The following is a 15,355-nucleotide window of genomic DNA, read 5'->3' on the forward strand; positions in this document are numbered from 1 at the left end:
GTGAAACAACTATCCAGAATAATGTTAACAAAATCGGTGCTTACTCACCTGCTCCAGGTGAATTCAGCTTGCTGGCCCCTGCTGCAAAATGAAATACAAGAAAAAAATAAATTCGTTGCACTTTTTTTGTCCAATAATTCGAATCAACTCTAGTCAATAGCGTGGTTTTACATCTCATAACAACCGAACTTTCACACCAAATAGGACTTGTTAAAGATTAATTTAACTACAAAGCAATATTCACTGAACATTTTTTGCTCTAAAATAAAAAAGTCTAACTATCCGCAAATAGTTAGACCCTGGATCATATTGAACGGTGGATTTACTTTACGGTCACAGTAATGCTACCGGTGTTCACAGCACCAATAGCTGAAGTTTTGATACCATCAATATGATTCACTTTTCCATCTACATTTACAGATGCATCAATAGCTGCTGAATTGAAAGCTAAATTCGCTGCAGTGTAATTACTCAGAGTTTCAGAGAATTGGTCATAAGTATCCGTATTTAACGATGTACTAATGGAACTTTCAAACTCTGATGACCGTTCAGTACGCCATTCTTCCAAATTACGCGCCGCACTTCTTTCAGCATCAAGAGTTGTCTCTAATGTTCCCGTATTCACTGCGCTCAAATTGCCTTGCTGCAAATTGATACTACCGGTGTTTACCGCACCAATTGCTGAAGTTTCTACTGCAATTTTGTCTCCCACATTATTCAGTGAGTTATACCGCCCATCTACATTGACCGTTGCATCAACAGTAGCGGTATTAATGGCAAGGTTAAGCGCAGTACCATTTGGCTGGGTATGTTGAGATAAAAGATTTAAGGCACCATTTAACCCAGTATCTACAGTGACCTCTTGAGCATTAGCCATGCCTGCACCGGACAAGAAGGCAACAGATAAGGCGATTGTTTTGATAGTCTTATTCATGGTTATTTTCCTTTTTTCTAATTTTGAAGTACTTCTCGCTAAGCACTTCTTTTTTATAATGGGAGCGAGCCCATTTTTATATATTTTTAATCACGCTGCGTGCTTGACCAGTAGTTTTAGACCACTTCCGGATTAACATCCCACAGCATCGAAGTCTTTTCATTGTCTTTTTCTTCATTCATTTTTTTAAAAAAAGATGAAGGCTTTTTCATACTGATATATTTAATCAAATCCTGTTTGCTCGGTTCAGACTCACCTTCAGGATTTTCAATCAACTCAGACTCTTTTTTCTTGGGTGGCTGTGTATCCTTGTTGGGTGAGTTGGTCGATTTATTTTTCTCATTCGGTGAACTTGTTTTATATGAGGATGATTCCAGAACAGTACTCGGTAAGTTTGCGGTACTTTGCTGCTGACTCTGCTTATACTTATACAGCGCAACCGAACTTCGGGTTAAACTCAATTGGCCAAATTCAGGTGGTATTTGCGCGCGGCAACTTTCAAAGGTTGCAGGCGGAATCACCTGACTGAGCAATTCAAAAGTGCCTAGATTCAGCATTTGGCGTAAAGCAAAATTAGTTGCTTCTCGTTCCCCTTTGCCAAGCTGAATATTCAATAAAGTATGTCCGGCAAACCTGCCTGCACTCAGACCATAATCCTGCGCAGCAATCTGTTTTTGCAGCGAAACATTAGCCACTACTTTACTGCTACGGGTATCAGTCAGGGATAAATCCAGCCCGACCATAATGCGGGTTTGACTATAATTCGGCCCGACTCCACCAATCTGCATATCCACACCGCCCCCTGGAATAAAATCCAGACTGTTGATGCTGCCAGTGACATAATAATCGGATGCCTGGATTTGCCGTGGGTCGCGAATGCCCCACTTGGCTTCGCTTTCGATAATCCTCGGATCACGCCGGTTCAATAAACTGACCCCAGCCTGAAACAGGGCGGACTGCACCATATCTCCCGCGCCTTGGGTCACCATTTTGCCACTACCGCCATTGGTCACTACATCTTTGCCGGTCTGGTCCAGAATCGCTCCAACGGAAAAGCTGACATCACTGCGCAGTTGCCCTTTCAGGCAGGATAAAGCCATATCAAAGGGGGTGAAAATATCGGTAATTGGGGGACCCTGTACCAGACTGACCGGTTTCTTGTTTGAGACCGCCATACCCGTGCACCCGCTCATCAGCTGGCTTAAAAGGATCAACACAGTCACAGAAGATATTTTTCTTCTATTTAACGGAAAATTCAGCATAGTGAGTCCCCCCCCGGTTGGGTGCTTAAGTTGGGGCATTGCTGATTGTTTTGAGTGGTCGTGGAATTTAAGGTGCCTTCATTCGAAGTATCATTCGAAATGTCCACGCCGTTATTTGAACCATTGATATTCACATTGCTCGTAGCTGAATTCACCGTACCGATAGAGCTGGTCGAGGTGCTATTTATAGTGGTCTTTCCCAAGCCAGAATAATAATCGGAATCCTTGAGCTCGATCAGATTGGCCTGCACCAGATTTTCACTGGAACGAGTACTTGACGATTTCCAGCGCTGGCTCCATTCATCCGATGTGGCATAAGCATTGCCCAAAATACAGCAACAAAATAAACTCACATTGATCACTGATATTTTCATAATCATTACCCGTCCTTCGTTCCAGGATGTTTATTTATTTTCTATTTATTAAGGTTTAATTTATATTAAAAATATTAAATCACATAAATAAAACAAAAGGCAAAATTTATCAGGTTTTACATATCTTAGGTTTAAGATAACAAACTATCTTGTTGTTATAATTATTGATTTGTTAATTGTTGTTTATTTTTTAATTGTAAGAAATCATTATGTAATAAATCTTTAAAATTAAAATTTACATAAAAAATTTAATAAAATTAATATTTTTTTTATATAAGAAATCATCCTGATTTCATAAGCGAATATTCACCTTGTCAAAACAGTTCAGCTTTAGGGAGTTGTAAAATTTGACTTTATTAGAATGCTCATTCAAATGTGATGAACATCTATTATTTATGAAAATACAATTAACCAATCACAGTTAAGCGTATTTATAAAGTAATTTCAGCAGTAAAGTTAATTTTTTAAAAGTATGAGTATCCGTTCAAAAAAAACACTCTAACTTTAGCGATAAGGCTATTTGCAGCCCTATATCTACGACCACTTCAGTGTTTTGAGCATTTGCCATACCGACACCGGTCAGGAAGGCGACAGATAAGAAGATTATTTTTAACAGTCTTCTTCATAATTGTTCTTCCTTTTACTGCATTGATAAATGCCCCCGAGATAAAGACAACTTTTGGCCATAGACCACCTAATAGACATTATTCTCCGTCGCAAAATCGCAGAATTAAACCAAAGACACATGGAATTGGACTTAAAAAGAGGAGCCGTACAGCCTCAGCCTAGCCTGTTTTAAGTTGCAGTATATGCAAGATACAGTCATTTTCATGGCTGTATGATTGATGATTATTAAAAAAGCAGCCATAACCAACACTCGATGAAGAATGGATTTACAACTCAGATAAACTGTTTCGACTTTATTTCAACTAAAATCAAGTTGGTATGAAATGCTCCTGACATCCAGTTGCAGAAACGACATACTGTAGCAACATGTCATAAATACCTGCTGACCTTGAAACCTTCTCTATTTCCTATAGTTCAAGATCGGTCAATATAAATTGTTGATGGAAAAACTTATGCAATGTCCTAAATGTGGATCGACCGAAGTTGAAAAACGCGATCACGAAAAGAACTTAAAGACCATTGGTGGAATTTTAATGACCTCCGCCGGGGCAACGGCAGGAACAGTCGGTGGTGCTGCAACAGGTGCATCGACAGGCGCAGCGATTGGTGCAGTAGCCGGACCATTAGGCGTGATTTTCGGTGGCACAGTAGGAACATTTGTAGGAGCCATTGCCGTAGGAGTGACAGGCGGGGTTTTAGGGAATATTTTCGGTAAAAAAGCCGGTGTCATTATCGATAAGAATGTGTTTCTGGATTATAAATGTTTGCAATGCAATCATAGATTTAAACAACCTGAATAAGCACTTAAACTTTAAATTGCAATAAAAAGACCCTTCTTTTTTAGAAGGGTTTTTTTATAGATACATACCTTACAAATAGAGTGAGTGAAACTCAAGTTCTTAATAAAAATCAGTTTGCCTGCAATTTTTTAACCACTTCGCCCAGGCGTTTCCCCTGCTCTTCACACAAGACTTTTTCGTCCTGGCTTAAACCCAGATCATGGCGCGGACCGCTGACATGACTGGCACCATAGGGCGTGCCACCCGACTTGGTATTGGATAATGCCGGGTTGGCATTCGGCAGGCCCATAATCATCATACCATGATGAAACAGAGGTGGAAGCATAGTCAGTAATGTACTTTCCTGTCCGCCATGCATCGAACCCGATGAAGTAAAGACACAGGCCGGTTTTTGATGTAAAGCCCCATTCAGCCAAAGACTGGTGGTCTGATCCCAGAAATACTTCATCTCGGAGGCCATATTGCCAAAGCGTGTAGGTGAACCCAAAGCCAGACCTGAACAATTGGCCAAATCATCCAGGGTACAATAAATATCCCCTTCCTCTGGAATACTTGGCTCAGCCTGTTTCACCACAGTGGATAGGTTGGGTACCGTACGAATTTTTACCGTCATACCTGCAGATTCAACACCATTGGCAATTAAATGTGCCATTTCTTTGGTTGAGCCATATTTGCTGTAATATAAAACCAAGACATAAGACTGCATATTTTTTATAAACGAAGCTAAAAGAGAAAACTATACGGTATTTTTCCCATTTTTTGGTTAAGCTTGGTATTGAAAATTCATAAAGATGACTAAAAAAATTGAGACTTCATCACGATGCTAGAAAAGTATTTAAAAAAACTTCCTTTTTATAATGAAACCTGGTTTCAGTTTGTTTTATTTGTCGTAAGACGTTTTGAAGCCGATCGCTGTAGAGATCAAGCTGCATCTCTGACCTATACCACGCTGTTTGCAGTGGTCCCCATGCTGACGGTTTTTCTGGTAATTATTTCTTCGATTAAAGCACTGGAACCTGCAAGGCAGCAATTACAACAACTGATTTACAGTCATTTTTTACCTCGAACCACAATCGCCTTTGATAAGGCCTTTACTGCCTTTACCGATAAATCCAGCAACCTGACAGTGATTGGTATTTTATTTCTGTTCGTGACTACAGTCATGATGCTTTCCAGTATCGAGACCGTATTTAACCGTATTTGGCGAGTAAAAGAAACGCGAGGCGGGATTATCGGCTTTATGCGTTACTGGACCATTATTTCACTCGGCCCTATTCTGCTAGGCAGTGCTTTTGCGATTTCATCCACTGTAGCCTCATTAAATGTACTGAGTAATAATTTCGCCGGTTATGAGGTCGACGGCGAATTTATCTTGTGGGGCATTTCCTTTGTCCTGACCATTTTAGGCTTCTTTATTTTAAACTGGACCATTCCCAATCGCAGTGTTCCGATTAAAGCTGCCTTGATTGCCGGTACATTTAGTACCGTCGTCTTTGAATTGCTGAAAAATTTGTTTGGCATCATCATGTCAAATTTCACCAGTTATGAAATTGTCTATGGCGCTTTTGCTGCCATTCCGATTTTCCTGTTATGGATTTTCCTGTCCTGGAACATTGTTTTGCTGGGGGTCGAAATCAGTTATGCCCTCACTGCGTTTAATTCAGGCAAAGAACCCAAACGCCATCCCGTGATTATGCTGCTGGATTTGATGGAGCTGTTTTATAAAAAACAGCAAAGTGGCGAAAGCGTTTCTGATGAAGAAGCACTGGAAGTCTTAGGCCGTGATGAAATCGGACGCTGGCCGACGTATGTAGTGATGCTGGAAAAACAAAATCTGGTAAAACGCACCGATAATGATGAATACATTCTCGCGCGCAATCTGGCTCAGGTCGATTTTTGGAGTTTTTATAAACAGTTGCCTTATCCACTTCCACGTAGCAAAGATGTCGCCAATATTCGTCCGGATGATGAATGGATACAAAGACTTGGTCCCGCTCTGGTTGAATCTGATGATTATCTGGCGGCAAAACTTTCCATTCCGCTGTCCGCTATTTTTGAAAAGAAATAGTTTTGACTGACTTTGATCAGGTTGTAAAAAGCCTTCTTTTTCGAAGGCTTTTTCAATGACTACACAGAGGTATTAGCAGACAAAAATGTCTGATCCAACCATGCAAACTGACCATCATGTAAAAATTCAGAACTAAAAAAAGGCTGTATCAAACACACTACTGTCCCATAATTTGAATTTTATTTCAGTATGGAATCAATATGATGATATTTTAAATTTAAGTATTTGATATTTAATTTTTCACAGCCTTATCTTTACTTTAAAAGTTGAAGCGACTTTGTGTAGGCTAAACCCTACTTTTGACAGACCAAAAGTAGGCAAAAGTCTTTATTCCCCATACACGACTTCCTGTCGTGATGGGGAATGTGTGGCATCCTTGCCACACTCACAAATCTAACACTGAGATTCAACTATGAGACAGCAGTAGTATCAAACAGCCTTTTTACTCAGCTTTTCCACTTATTGAACAAAGGTTTTCCAGACAAAATCCTGGCTTTGACCTTGCAACGTCATTTTCAGTTGATCGCCTGATTGTAATGCAGCCACACCTGCAGGTGTTCCGGTCATCACCACATCACCCGGCTCTAAAGTAAACACCTGACTGATATCAGCCAGCAAGGTTACAATATCAAAAATCAGCAAAGACGTATCGCCTTTTTGACGCAGCTCATCATTAACCTGAAAAGTATAATGTACCTCTTTCCAGTCTGTAATTTCAGCAACGTCTACCCAGTTTGCCAGGACACATGAACCGTCAAAAGCCTTAGCACGCTCCCAAGGCTGACCTTTCTTTTTCAAGTCATCCTGCAAGTCACGCAAGGTTAAATCCAGACCTAAAGTCACTGCACCGACAGCTTGCAAGGCTTTGGCAGGATCAGTTTCTGCTTTCAAAGTACGGTCAATCCGCAGGCTGAGTTCACATTCATAGTGACAATTTCCCCAAGCCGGGTTCCATGAAATACCCTGCTCTAAAGTTATCAAACTGCTTGGCGGCTTGATAAATAAAACCGGACGATCAGGAATGGCATTGCCTAATTCTTTGGCATGATCTGCATAGCTACGACCGACACAGACAATTTTAGATGGACGTGTACTCATGATCTTCCCTTTTATTGCACTTTTACTTTATTTCAAGCTTACTTTTTAAATGTGTTTTCAAATACGGTTTGATCGGCCGGTTGCTCGAAGGCACGTTTCGGTACAATCACCACGGTACGATTCTTCAACTCAATCATATAGGTCTGCTTGCCCATAGCAAAGTTTTGCACTTCACTATAGTTAAAAATCTGTTTACGACCATTAGCATAAATTTCGGCATGATCCTGAAACAACTCGATGCCTTGTTCACTTTTACCAAACTGGTATTTTACAAATTGACGCTTAAACATCATCGGTAAAAACCAGTAACGCATAATCAGCTGCAAAATCAAAAAGAAAGCGCCAAGCGCAACATAATAACGACCAACGCCATTAAAGCCGAGATAAAATCCCCAGATAATAATCCCGATACTGACCAATGGGGTAATAAAACGGGTAATCTGCTTTTTACCAAAAGTCGCCAGGGCAAAACCGTCTTGCGATTCTTCCAGGTTTAGGAAATAACGTACCGATACAGCAGGCTTGGTCTCTGACATAATTCATCATCAAATTATTCGAACAATTGTGCTAGATATTACACCAGATTCCGTCATTTCCTTATTGTTTTTACCCACCTAAATTACATCAGGCAGCAATGCAGAATATAAAGTTTTAGCCGGATTGGGAGTGATCAATCTTCCATTCTATTTTAAGCTGCGTTCCGATCATCTCAACAGCCTGGGAAATCTGTTTGATGCTGTTAGTGCAGAGCGACGCGAAATGTGCCTTATCACGACATGTTAGAACAATAGATGGCAATACCGTAATGGTATTAAAGATTAAACAGCAGATGAAATAATTTTTTAATACATTTAATTTATTCTAGGCACAAAAAAACCGCAATTAAGCGGTTTTTTTCAATTTCACATCTGTCGATGTGATCAATTTGGTGCGCTCAGAGAGATTCGAACTCCCGACCCCTTAGTTCGTAGCCAAGTGCTCTATCCAGCTGAGCTATGAGCGCGATGTCTTGATGTGGTGCATTATACGCGTTTTTAACATTCTGTTAAGTGCTTTTTCACAAATCTGCAATCAAATGAACAGTTATTGGGCAGAATTAGATTTTTCATCTATTTTTTAAACAAAATTTGTTTTTTGATGATTGCACAGATTGATTTGAAATAAGAAATCATCAATTTTATAAGCGTATTTTTATTTCAGGTTTACTTCAGATATCTGAAGTAAATATTGAAGATGAGATGCTTTTTAAAAACTTCCCAACTCATGGAAAAATTGACAAGATTAAGTTACACCAAATTTCAGAGACAAAAAAACCGCAACATATGCGGTTTCTTCCAGTTTTACATCTGTCGATGTGTTCAAGTTGGTGCGCTCAGAGAGATTCGAACTCCCGACCCCTTAGTTCGTAGCCAAGTGCTCTATCCAGCTGAGCTATGAGCGCGTACTTTGAGTTGCCTTGCAGCATTCGTTACATTTACGTTTAACTTGATTGGTGCGCCCAGAGAGATTCGAACTCCCGACCCCTTAGTTCGTAGCCAAGTGCTCTATCCAGCTGAGCTATGAGCGCATTTCAAGTTATTCGTGGCGGTGAGAGAGGGATTCGAACCCTCGGTGGGCTTTAAGACCCACGCTCCCTTAGCAGGGGAGTACCTTCAGCCACTCGGCCACCTCACCGTAACGAGCCGCCATAATACAAATTAAACTTCATTTCTTCAAGTCAGATTTCAAAAAATTCTGATATTTTTAATCAATCATCTATTTTTTAAACAATTTTCGGGCTTGACCTGCTCTTTTTGCTGTTTTTTATGGCTGGTGAAGCTGAAATATTCAACTTCACCCCAAAATTTGAACTGAAAAACACATTATTGCAATCATTTACGTGCAGTCTGTTGCAGCATGACTTATGCTAATCCTATCTTCTGACATGAAGCCAAAGACATTATGAAAAATTGGGTCGATCCTGAAGCTAAAGCTGAAGCTGAACGCTATGAAAATCCTATTCCTAGCCGTATTCTGATTTCTGAAACGATTGAAAAATTACAAGCACCACAATCTCATGCAGATTTAGTAGAACATTTTGAAATTGCAGATCAAAAAAGTATTGATGCACTCAGTCATCGCCTGATCGCCATGGTTCGCGATGGCCAGTTGATGAAAGATGGCTATAAGTTCCAGCTTGCCGCCAGCCAGCCGACGCATGAAGCCACGGTCTATATCAATTCCAAAGGTCTAGGCAGTGCCTCGATTGCCGATCATGAAGACCTTTTACTGCCTGAACGCGAGCTGCGTCTGGTCTTTAATGGCGACCGCGTCAAGGTTCGTCAAACCTCGGTCGACCGCAAAGGCAAGCCTTGGGGCTTTATTACCGAAGTGGTGCAACATCGGGTAAAACAGATTATTGGTAAAGTGGCCATTCACGATGGCGAATACTTTATTCAGCCGGCCAATCCGAATGCCCATCAGCCAATTACCCTGGAAAAAGAACTGATTGAGCATGCCCAGGTCAAAGTGGGTGATTCGGTTCGTGTGGCGATTGATGACTATCCAACGCGTGAAGAACTTGCGACCGGTCATATCGTGCAATCAATGGCAGACAAGGCCGATACCGAAATCATTATTCCGCAAACCATTCTGGAATTTGGCTTGCCTTATGAATTCCCGGAAGAAGTGCTTCGCGATGCCGAACACTTTAAGGAACCTTCTGCACAAGACCGTGAAGGTCGAATCGATTTACGTGATTTAGCGCTGGTGACGATTGACGGCGAAGACGCCCGCGACTTTGACGATGCCGTATATGCCGAAAAACGTCCAGGTGGCGGCTACCGTGTGGTCGTAGCCATCGCTGACGTAAGCCATTATGTCCGCAACGACAAACCGCTGGATGACGAAGCCAAAGAACGTGGCACTTCAGTCTATTTCCCGCATTTTGTGCTGCCGATGTTGCCGGAAGCCCTCTCCAATGGTCTGTGCTCGCTGAATCCGCATGTCGATCGTCTCTGTATGGTTTGTGATTTAAAACTGTCACGTGCCGGTCGCGTCACTGGTTTTGAATTCTACCCATCAGTCATGCATTCCAAAGCGCGTCTCACCTATACTCAGGTGGCACAGTATTTTGATGGCGACAGCAAAGCTGTTCCTGAAGATCGGGATGTACGCAAATCGCTGAATACCTTGTTCCAGCTGTATCAGATCCTGAAAGGTTTACGTGCAGAGCGTCATGCCATGGAATTCGAAACAGTCGAAACCTACATGACCTTTGATGAGTTAGGTGGCATTAATGAAATTCTGCCACGTACACGTAACGAAGCACATAAGCTGATTGAAGAATGTATGTTATTGGCAAACGTCGCAGCCGCAGAATATGCCTTGGAAAATGACATTCCGATGTTATACCGTGTGCATGAGCCACCTGAATTTTCACGTATCCAGAAAGTGCGTGAATATGTGAAATTGCTCGGCCTGCCTTTCCCGGAACAACCAACGCAAAAAGATTATCAGGCGGTGATTGAAGCCACCAAAGACCGTATTGATGCGCCAAGCATTCATGCGGTGCTGTTACGCTCGATGATGCAAGCCTATTACGGTGCAAATAATGCCGGGCATTTTGGTTTGGCGTATGAAGCCTATACGCACTTTACCTCCCCGATCCGCCGTTACCCGGACCTGTTATTGCACCGTGCCATCAAAGCCCATTTAAAACAAAAGCCGTTCCTGCTTTCCGGTGCAGCTCTGGATGATGCCGGTGAACATTTCTCGCAAACCGAACGCCGTGCCGATGAAGCTTCCCGTTCCGTCACCACCTGGTTGAAATGTCATTATATGAAGCAGCATTTAGGTGAAGAATTTGTCGGTGTGATCAGTGCCGTAGCTGAATTTGGCCTCTTTGTAACCTTAAAAGATCTCTATGTCGATGGCATGATCCACGTCAGCCAACTGGGCGATGACTATTTTGTCTATGACCAGCCAAGCCAAAGCTTAATCGGTCAGGCACGTGGTCAAACCTTTAGTCTGGGCGATGAAGTCAAAATTAAGGTGGCTGCGGTAAATCTGGACGATCGCAAAATTGACTTTGAACTGTTGCAACAAATAACCCATGCCGGCCGTGCTATTCGTAGCCGCGCGCCACGTGTGGCCAAGACAACAACAGAAGAAGTATTTAGCCCACGTGCGAAAGCCGTGGTCAGTGAAGATGGTGAACAACCGATTCGCAAGAAAAAGCCTAAAACCAAATCTGCTGCACCAGCTAAAAAGTCAGATAAAAAATCTTCAGCCAAATCGGATGCAAAAGCCAAAGACAAGCTGAAGAAAAAATCCAAACCGAAAAAGAAAAAGTCGAATGCGAAAACTAAGCTAGACTAATTTTCTGATAAAAGCCCTACTTTAGTAGGGCTTTTTATTGAGTCTCATCTAGAAAGTATTTACCGACTGAAAAATAATAGCCCTTGATTTAACCTTCTCTAAGCCTTACATCTACTATTAACTTTATAAATGATATGGCGTATTAGAAATGACTTTAGAAAAGGCGACCTTGCCCGTTCCACAATTTGACCAGATTCAACTGGCTGATTTAAAACAACAGATTGAACAAGCCATTCAACAAGGACAAAGTTTTTTAAAAGATTTAACTGCAGTTCCGGAGAACGCTCAGGCACAGCTCAATGTGTTAGAGCAGGTCGATACGTTGGAAAACAACATGAGCGAAGCTTGGGGTGTGCTGTCACATCTCAATGCCGTGATGAATAACACAGAAACGCGTGAACTTTATCAATCCCTGCTTCCAGCATTAAGTGAATACTACACACAGCTGGGTCAACACACGGTACTCTATCAAAGCTATCAACATGTACATGACTCGTCCATATTCAGTACCCTCCCTGCAGCCCATCAAAGTGCCATTAAACTGGCACTGCGCGATTTCAAACTGTCAGGCGTGGCTTTAGAAGGTGAAGCGAAAAAACGCTATGCAGAAATTTCTGCACGTTTGTCACAGCTGTCATCTGACTTTTCTAACCATGTCCTCGATGCCACACAAATCTACTTCAAGCCTCTAACTGAAGAACAACTCAAAGGCTTACCACAAAGCAGCGTAGATTTACTTAAACAATATGGTCAGCAACGTGAACTGGATCAGTCAGTCGCAACTTTAGATATTCCGGCTTATCTGGCCATCATGACCTATGCCGATGACCGTGGCTTACGTGAAGAGTTATACAAAGCCTATACCACGCGTGCTTCTGACCTGTCTGAGCATCCTGAATTTGACAATACCCAGGTGATGGAAGAAATCCTGAGTCTACGTCATGAAATGGCACAGTTATTAGGTTTCAACAACTATGCCGAGTTATCGCTGGCCAGCAAAATGGCGCCGGATGTCGAAACTGTAGACAAGTTCCTAGTTGATCTGGCTGAGCATGCACGAACCCCTGCAAGTAAAGAAATTGCAGAATTAAAAACCATCGCCATTCAGGATGGCATTCTCGAATTACAGCCGTGGGATACCGGTTATTATTCGGAAAAACTGAAACAGCAACAATTCAACTTATCGCAGGAATCACTAAAACCGTATTTTCCTGCACCCAAGATTTTGCAAGGTCTGTTTAGCATTGTGAATCGTCTTTACGGCATTAACATTGTGGAACGTGAAGCACCAGTCTGGCATCCAGATGCGCGCTATTTTGAACTGGAAGATCAAGGCAAGGTAGTCGGCGGTTTTTATTTCGATCTGTATGCACGTAGCGGCAAACGCGGTGGTGCCTGGATGAGTGGTTTCCGCTCGCGCATGCAAACCCGACAAGGCCTGCAAAAACCGATTTGCTACATGGTCTGCAACTTCACCCCTGCTGTAGGCGATCAACCTGCGCTGCTCACTCACGATGAAGTGAATACCCTGTTCCACGAATTTGGCCATGGGCTGCATCATCTATTGACCGAAGTCGACCATATTGCCGTGGCAGGTACACACGGCGTAGATTGGGATGCAGTCGAGCTACCAAGCCAGTTTATGGAGTTCTGGACCTGGGATACTGACAGCCTCGACCTGCTCAGCGAACACATCGAAACCCGGCAGCATTTGCCAGAAGATTTGCTTAAATCCTTGCTGGATGCCCGTTTCTTCCAGTCTGGTATGCAAACCTTGCGTCAAATCGAATTTGCCCTGTTTGACCTGTCGATTCACAAACACAGTTCTGCTTTAAATGCCGAACAGGTACAAGCGACGCTGGACGAAATTCGCCAAAAATATGCGGTCGCACCGACAGCCAGTTATAACCGTTTCCAGCATAGCTTTAGCCATATTTTTGCCGGAGGCTATGCTGCGGGTTATTACTCTTATAAGTGGGCCGAAGTTTTGGCCAGTGATGCCTTCGACCGTTTCGAAAAAGAAGGAATCTTTAATGTGCAGACCGGAAAAGAATTTCGTCAATTTATTCTAGCAGTTGGCGGAAAAGATACAGCACTTGACGCGTTTATCAATTTCCGCGGACGCGAGCCAAAAATAGATGCATTATTACGTCATCAAGGTTGGACGAAGCCCTCTAAAAACGCTTAAACTAACTGTCTAAGATTGTTCGGAAGGTTAGGATGATGACTATCAAACGTCGTTTCATTGCAGGTGCTAAATGTCCAAAATGTGAAGCACTGGATCGGGTTGTCATGCTAACTTCTGGCGACGATGAATGGATTGAATGTATTGACTGTGGCTATAGCGAAAACCGGCCAACACATGTCGAAGAACCACAAATGCCGGAACTTCCGGATGAGATTGGTGTCATTCAGTTCAAACCACGTCAGCCTAAATAAAAACAGGTTCAATATGACATTAGATCAAAGAAATAGCCCAAAACTTTTATTGGGCATTATGGGGGGATTGGTTGCAATCATTGCGCTTTTTTTAGCCTATCAATGGTTTTTTGCAACTTCAAACGAAACATTGCCTGAACATGAAGGAGCTAGTTTAACGGCTCCTGCAAAACCAGCTGAACCGCTTGCTCAAGCCGAGCAGAAAACCATTCAGCTGGTGGATGAAAAAATTCTGAAACAAGCTGTTCCAGAAAATGAATCACTCGCCAAAGAAGAAGTGGCTAAACTGGATGATATTCAAAGCCAGTTAAATGAACAGGAAACCATGCTAAAAGCCCAACACGCCGATGCAGATGAGCTGATTGCCCTGAAAGAAGAACAGATTAAATTACTCGAAGCTCAATTGGCTCAAAAACAATAATTTTATAGTTGAATATTCAGCTAAAATATCAGCACATGTTTTAGCTGATTTCTTTCATGTCCCTACCGACCAGCAATCGGAACCTGTTTACAGCACTTGCCTTACTGACCTGCTCTGCCTTTTTATTTTCTCTGATGGGCGTCTGTATTCGCTATGCCTCACACACGCTAGATAATCCCACTATTGTATTTTTTCGCAACTTTGTCGGCTTGTTTATTTTTCTGCCGTTTATTTACCGTAAAGGAATTGGATTTTTTAAAACCGAAAAAATCTGGATGCATAGCTGGCGTGCCGTGATCGGGCTGGTCGCCATGTATGGCTTCTTTTATGCGATTGCCCATTTAAAGCTGTCCAATGCCATGGTGTTTACCTATTCTTCCCCGATTTTTATTCCCCTGATTGCCTGGCTATTTCTGAAAGAAAAAATCACCAACGCCATGTTTCTTGCTGCAGCGATTGGTTTAATCGGTGTGATCTTTGTCGCCAAGCCGGATGCCGGCATGTTTAACCAGATGTCGATCATTGGACTAGGGGCAAGCTTCCTGGCTGCCATGGCATTTGTGACGGTTCGTGCGCTTACCAGTACCGAATCGCCAGAAAAAATCGTTTTTTATTTCTGTTTTATCGGCACCCTCATTTCCATGATTCCGATGTTCTGGCTATGGCGTCCTTATACCTGGACTGAACTAGGTTTCTTAATTGGCGCGGGACTGCTGGCCAATATCAGCCAGATTTTCATGTCCAATGCCTATAAACTAGCACCTGCCGGACAAATTGGCCCGGTAAATTATATTGCCATTATTTTTGCCGGAATCTGGGGCTTTATATTCTGGCAAGAAATACCGGATTATTATAGTTTAATGGGTTTCGGACTCATTTTAACTGCCATTATCCTGTGTAGTCCCTTGGTGAAAAAACGTTCAATCTAATCATTCAGCCAGTTTTTCCAATCATAAAAAAAGCACCCGAAGGT

The 15,355-nt window shown here is 42.3% G+C and carries 13 protein-coding genes and 4 tRNA genes; 7 read left to right on the forward strand and 10 right to left on the reverse strand.

Annotated features, from left to right (window positions below):
- Positions 1-322: 322 nt before the first annotated feature.
- The 3 genes from JFY49_RS13635 to JFY49_RS13645 all read right to left on the reverse strand — a co-directional run bounded on the left by JFY49_RS13635 (position 323) and on the right by JFY49_RS13645 (position 2,570).
- The gene (locus tag JFY49_RS13635) at positions 323-934 is read right to left on the reverse strand and encodes a hypothetical protein (RefSeq protein WP_200223215.1); all 612 of its coding nucleotides are present in this window, start codon (positions 932-934) and stop codon (positions 323-325) included.
- A gap of 116 nt (positions 935-1,050) precedes the next feature.
- A complete protein-coding gene (locus JFY49_RS13640; RefSeq protein ID WP_200223216.1) occupies positions 1,051-2,196 on the reverse strand; it encodes a CsgG/HfaB family protein in 1,146 nt (381 codons plus the stop codon).
- Complete coding sequence (locus JFY49_RS13645) at positions 2,190-2,570, reverse strand: hypothetical protein (protein WP_086195913.1); 381 nt, start codon at positions 2,568-2,570, stop codon at positions 2,190-2,192. Before JFY49_RS13645 ends, JFY49_RS13640 begins: the two co-directional genes overlap by 7 nt.
- Positions 2,571-3,637: 1,067 nt before the next feature.
- On the opposite strand from JFY49_RS13645, the gene JFY49_RS13650 reads away from it, so the two are divergent.
- The gene (locus JFY49_RS13650) at positions 3,638-3,997 is read left to right on the forward strand and encodes a hypothetical protein (protein ID WP_086195743.1); all 360 of its coding nucleotides are present in this window, start codon (positions 3,638-3,640) and stop codon (positions 3,995-3,997) included.
- A gap of 109 nt (positions 3,998-4,106) precedes the next feature.
- Here the strand turns inward: JFY49_RS13650 and wrbA are convergent, their stop codons facing one another.
- Positions 4,107-4,703, reverse strand: a complete 597-nt coding sequence (gene wrbA, locus JFY49_RS13655) for an NAD(P)H:quinone oxidoreductase (RefSeq protein ID WP_200223217.1) — start codon at positions 4,701-4,703, stop codon at positions 4,107-4,109.
- A 114-nt stretch (positions 4,704-4,817) separates the two neighbouring features.
- On the opposite strand from wrbA, the gene JFY49_RS13660 reads away from it, so the two are divergent.
- Entirely contained in the window at positions 4,818-6,065 is a 1,248-nt protein-coding gene (locus tag JFY49_RS13660) for a YihY family inner membrane protein (protein WP_200223218.1), read from the forward strand.
- 459 nt (positions 6,066-6,524) lie between these two features.
- Here the strand turns inward: JFY49_RS13660 and JFY49_RS13665 are convergent, their stop codons facing one another.
- From JFY49_RS13665 to JFY49_RS13690, 6 genes are all read right to left on the reverse strand, one after another.
- Positions 6,525-7,163 (reverse strand): fumarylacetoacetate hydrolase family protein, encoded by a 639-nt coding sequence (locus JFY49_RS13665; RefSeq protein ID WP_200223219.1) that lies wholly within the window; start codon positions 7,161-7,163, stop codon positions 6,525-6,527.
- A 38-nt stretch (positions 7,164-7,201) separates the two neighbouring features.
- Positions 7,202-7,699 (reverse strand): YcxB family protein, encoded by a 498-nt coding sequence (locus JFY49_RS13670; RefSeq protein ID WP_200223221.1) that lies wholly within the window; start codon positions 7,697-7,699, stop codon positions 7,202-7,204.
- A 390-nt stretch (positions 7,700-8,089) separates the two neighbouring features.
- A tRNA-Arg gene (locus tag JFY49_RS13675) sits at positions 8,090-8,166 on the reverse strand.
- A 361-nt stretch (positions 8,167-8,527) separates the two neighbouring features.
- Positions 8,528-8,604 (reverse strand) — tRNA-Arg (locus tag JFY49_RS13680).
- Positions 8,605-8,653: 49 nt separating this feature from the next.
- Positions 8,654-8,730 (reverse strand) — tRNA-Arg (locus JFY49_RS13685).
- A 15-nt stretch (positions 8,731-8,745) separates the two neighbouring features.
- Positions 8,746-8,837: transfer RNA gene (locus JFY49_RS13690), tRNA-Ser, on the reverse strand.
- Between the two features lie 264 nt (positions 8,838-9,101).
- Here JFY49_RS13690 and rnr point away from each other — a divergent pair.
- The 5 genes from rnr (at position 9,102) to JFY49_RS13715 (ending at position 15,311) form a co-directional block, all read left to right on the forward strand.
- Positions 9,102-11,522 carry a ribonuclease R gene (gene rnr / locus JFY49_RS13695; RefSeq protein ID WP_200224880.1) on the forward strand — a complete coding sequence of 807 codons (2,421 nt, stop codon included), beginning with the start codon at positions 9,102-9,104 and terminating at the stop codon, positions 11,520-11,522.
- Positions 11,523-11,670: 148 nt separating this feature from the next.
- Positions 11,671-13,710 (forward strand): M3 family metallopeptidase, encoded by a 2,040-nt coding sequence (locus tag JFY49_RS13700; protein WP_200223222.1) that lies wholly within the window; start codon positions 11,671-11,673, stop codon positions 13,708-13,710.
- A 41-nt stretch (positions 13,711-13,751) separates the two neighbouring features.
- Positions 13,752-13,961, forward strand: a complete 210-nt coding sequence (locus tag JFY49_RS13705; RefSeq protein WP_171263178.1) for a YheV family putative zinc ribbon protein — start codon at positions 13,752-13,754, stop codon at positions 13,959-13,961.
- A gap of 13 nt (positions 13,962-13,974) precedes the next feature.
- Positions 13,975-14,382, forward strand: coding sequence for a hypothetical protein (locus tag JFY49_RS13710; RefSeq protein WP_180042089.1), 408 nt, complete (start codon positions 13,975-13,977; stop codon positions 14,380-14,382).
- A gap of 56 nt (positions 14,383-14,438) precedes the next feature.
- Entirely contained in the window at positions 14,439-15,311 is an 873-nt protein-coding gene (locus tag JFY49_RS13715) for a DMT family transporter (RefSeq protein WP_200223223.1), read from the forward strand.
- Positions 15,312-15,355 lie beyond the last annotated feature (44 nt).

Source organism: Acinetobacter sp. CS-2, from assembly GCF_016599715.1.
Lineage (GTDB): Bacteria > Pseudomonadota > Gammaproteobacteria > Pseudomonadales > Moraxellaceae > Acinetobacter.

Excerpts from the sequence above, each read along its gene's own strand:
- JFY49_RS13700 (WP_200223222.1), top strand. The coding sequence starts at position 11,671 with ATGACTTTAGAAAAGGCGACCTTGCCCGTTCCACAATTTGACCAGATT.
- JFY49_RS13645 (WP_086195913.1), bottom strand. The coding sequence starts at position 2,570 with ATGAAAATATCAGTGATCAATGTGAGTTTATTTTGTTGCTGTATTTTG.
- JFY49_RS13635 (WP_200223215.1), bottom strand. The coding sequence starts at position 934 with ATGAATAAGACTATCAAAACAATCGCCTTATCTGTTGCCTTCTTGTCC.
- JFY49_RS13670 (WP_200223221.1), bottom strand. The coding sequence starts at position 7,699 with ATGTCAGAGACCAAGCCTGCTGTATCGGTACGTTATTTCCTAAACCTG.
- JFY49_RS13640 (WP_200223216.1), bottom strand. The coding sequence starts at position 2,196 with ATGCTGAATTTTCCGTTAAATAGAAGAAAAATATCTTCTGTGACTGTG.
- JFY49_RS13715 (WP_200223223.1), top strand. The coding sequence starts at position 14,439 with ATGTCCCTACCGACCAGCAATCGGAACCTGTTTACAGCACTTGCCTTA.
- wrbA (WP_200223217.1), bottom strand. The coding sequence starts at position 4,703 with ATGCAGTCTTATGTCTTGGTTTTATATTACAGCAAATATGGCTCAACC.
- JFY49_RS13650 (WP_086195743.1), top strand. The coding sequence starts at position 3,638 with ATGGAAAAACTTATGCAATGTCCTAAATGTGGATCGACCGAAGTTGAA.
- JFY49_RS13660 (WP_200223218.1), top strand. The coding sequence starts at position 4,818 with ATGCTAGAAAAGTATTTAAAAAAACTTCCTTTTTATAATGAAACCTGG.
- JFY49_RS13665 (WP_200223219.1), bottom strand. The coding sequence starts at position 7,163 with ATGAGTACACGTCCATCTAAAATTGTCTGTGTCGGTCGTAGCTATGCA.
- JFY49_RS13710 (WP_180042089.1), top strand. The coding sequence starts at position 13,975 with ATGACATTAGATCAAAGAAATAGCCCAAAACTTTTATTGGGCATTATG.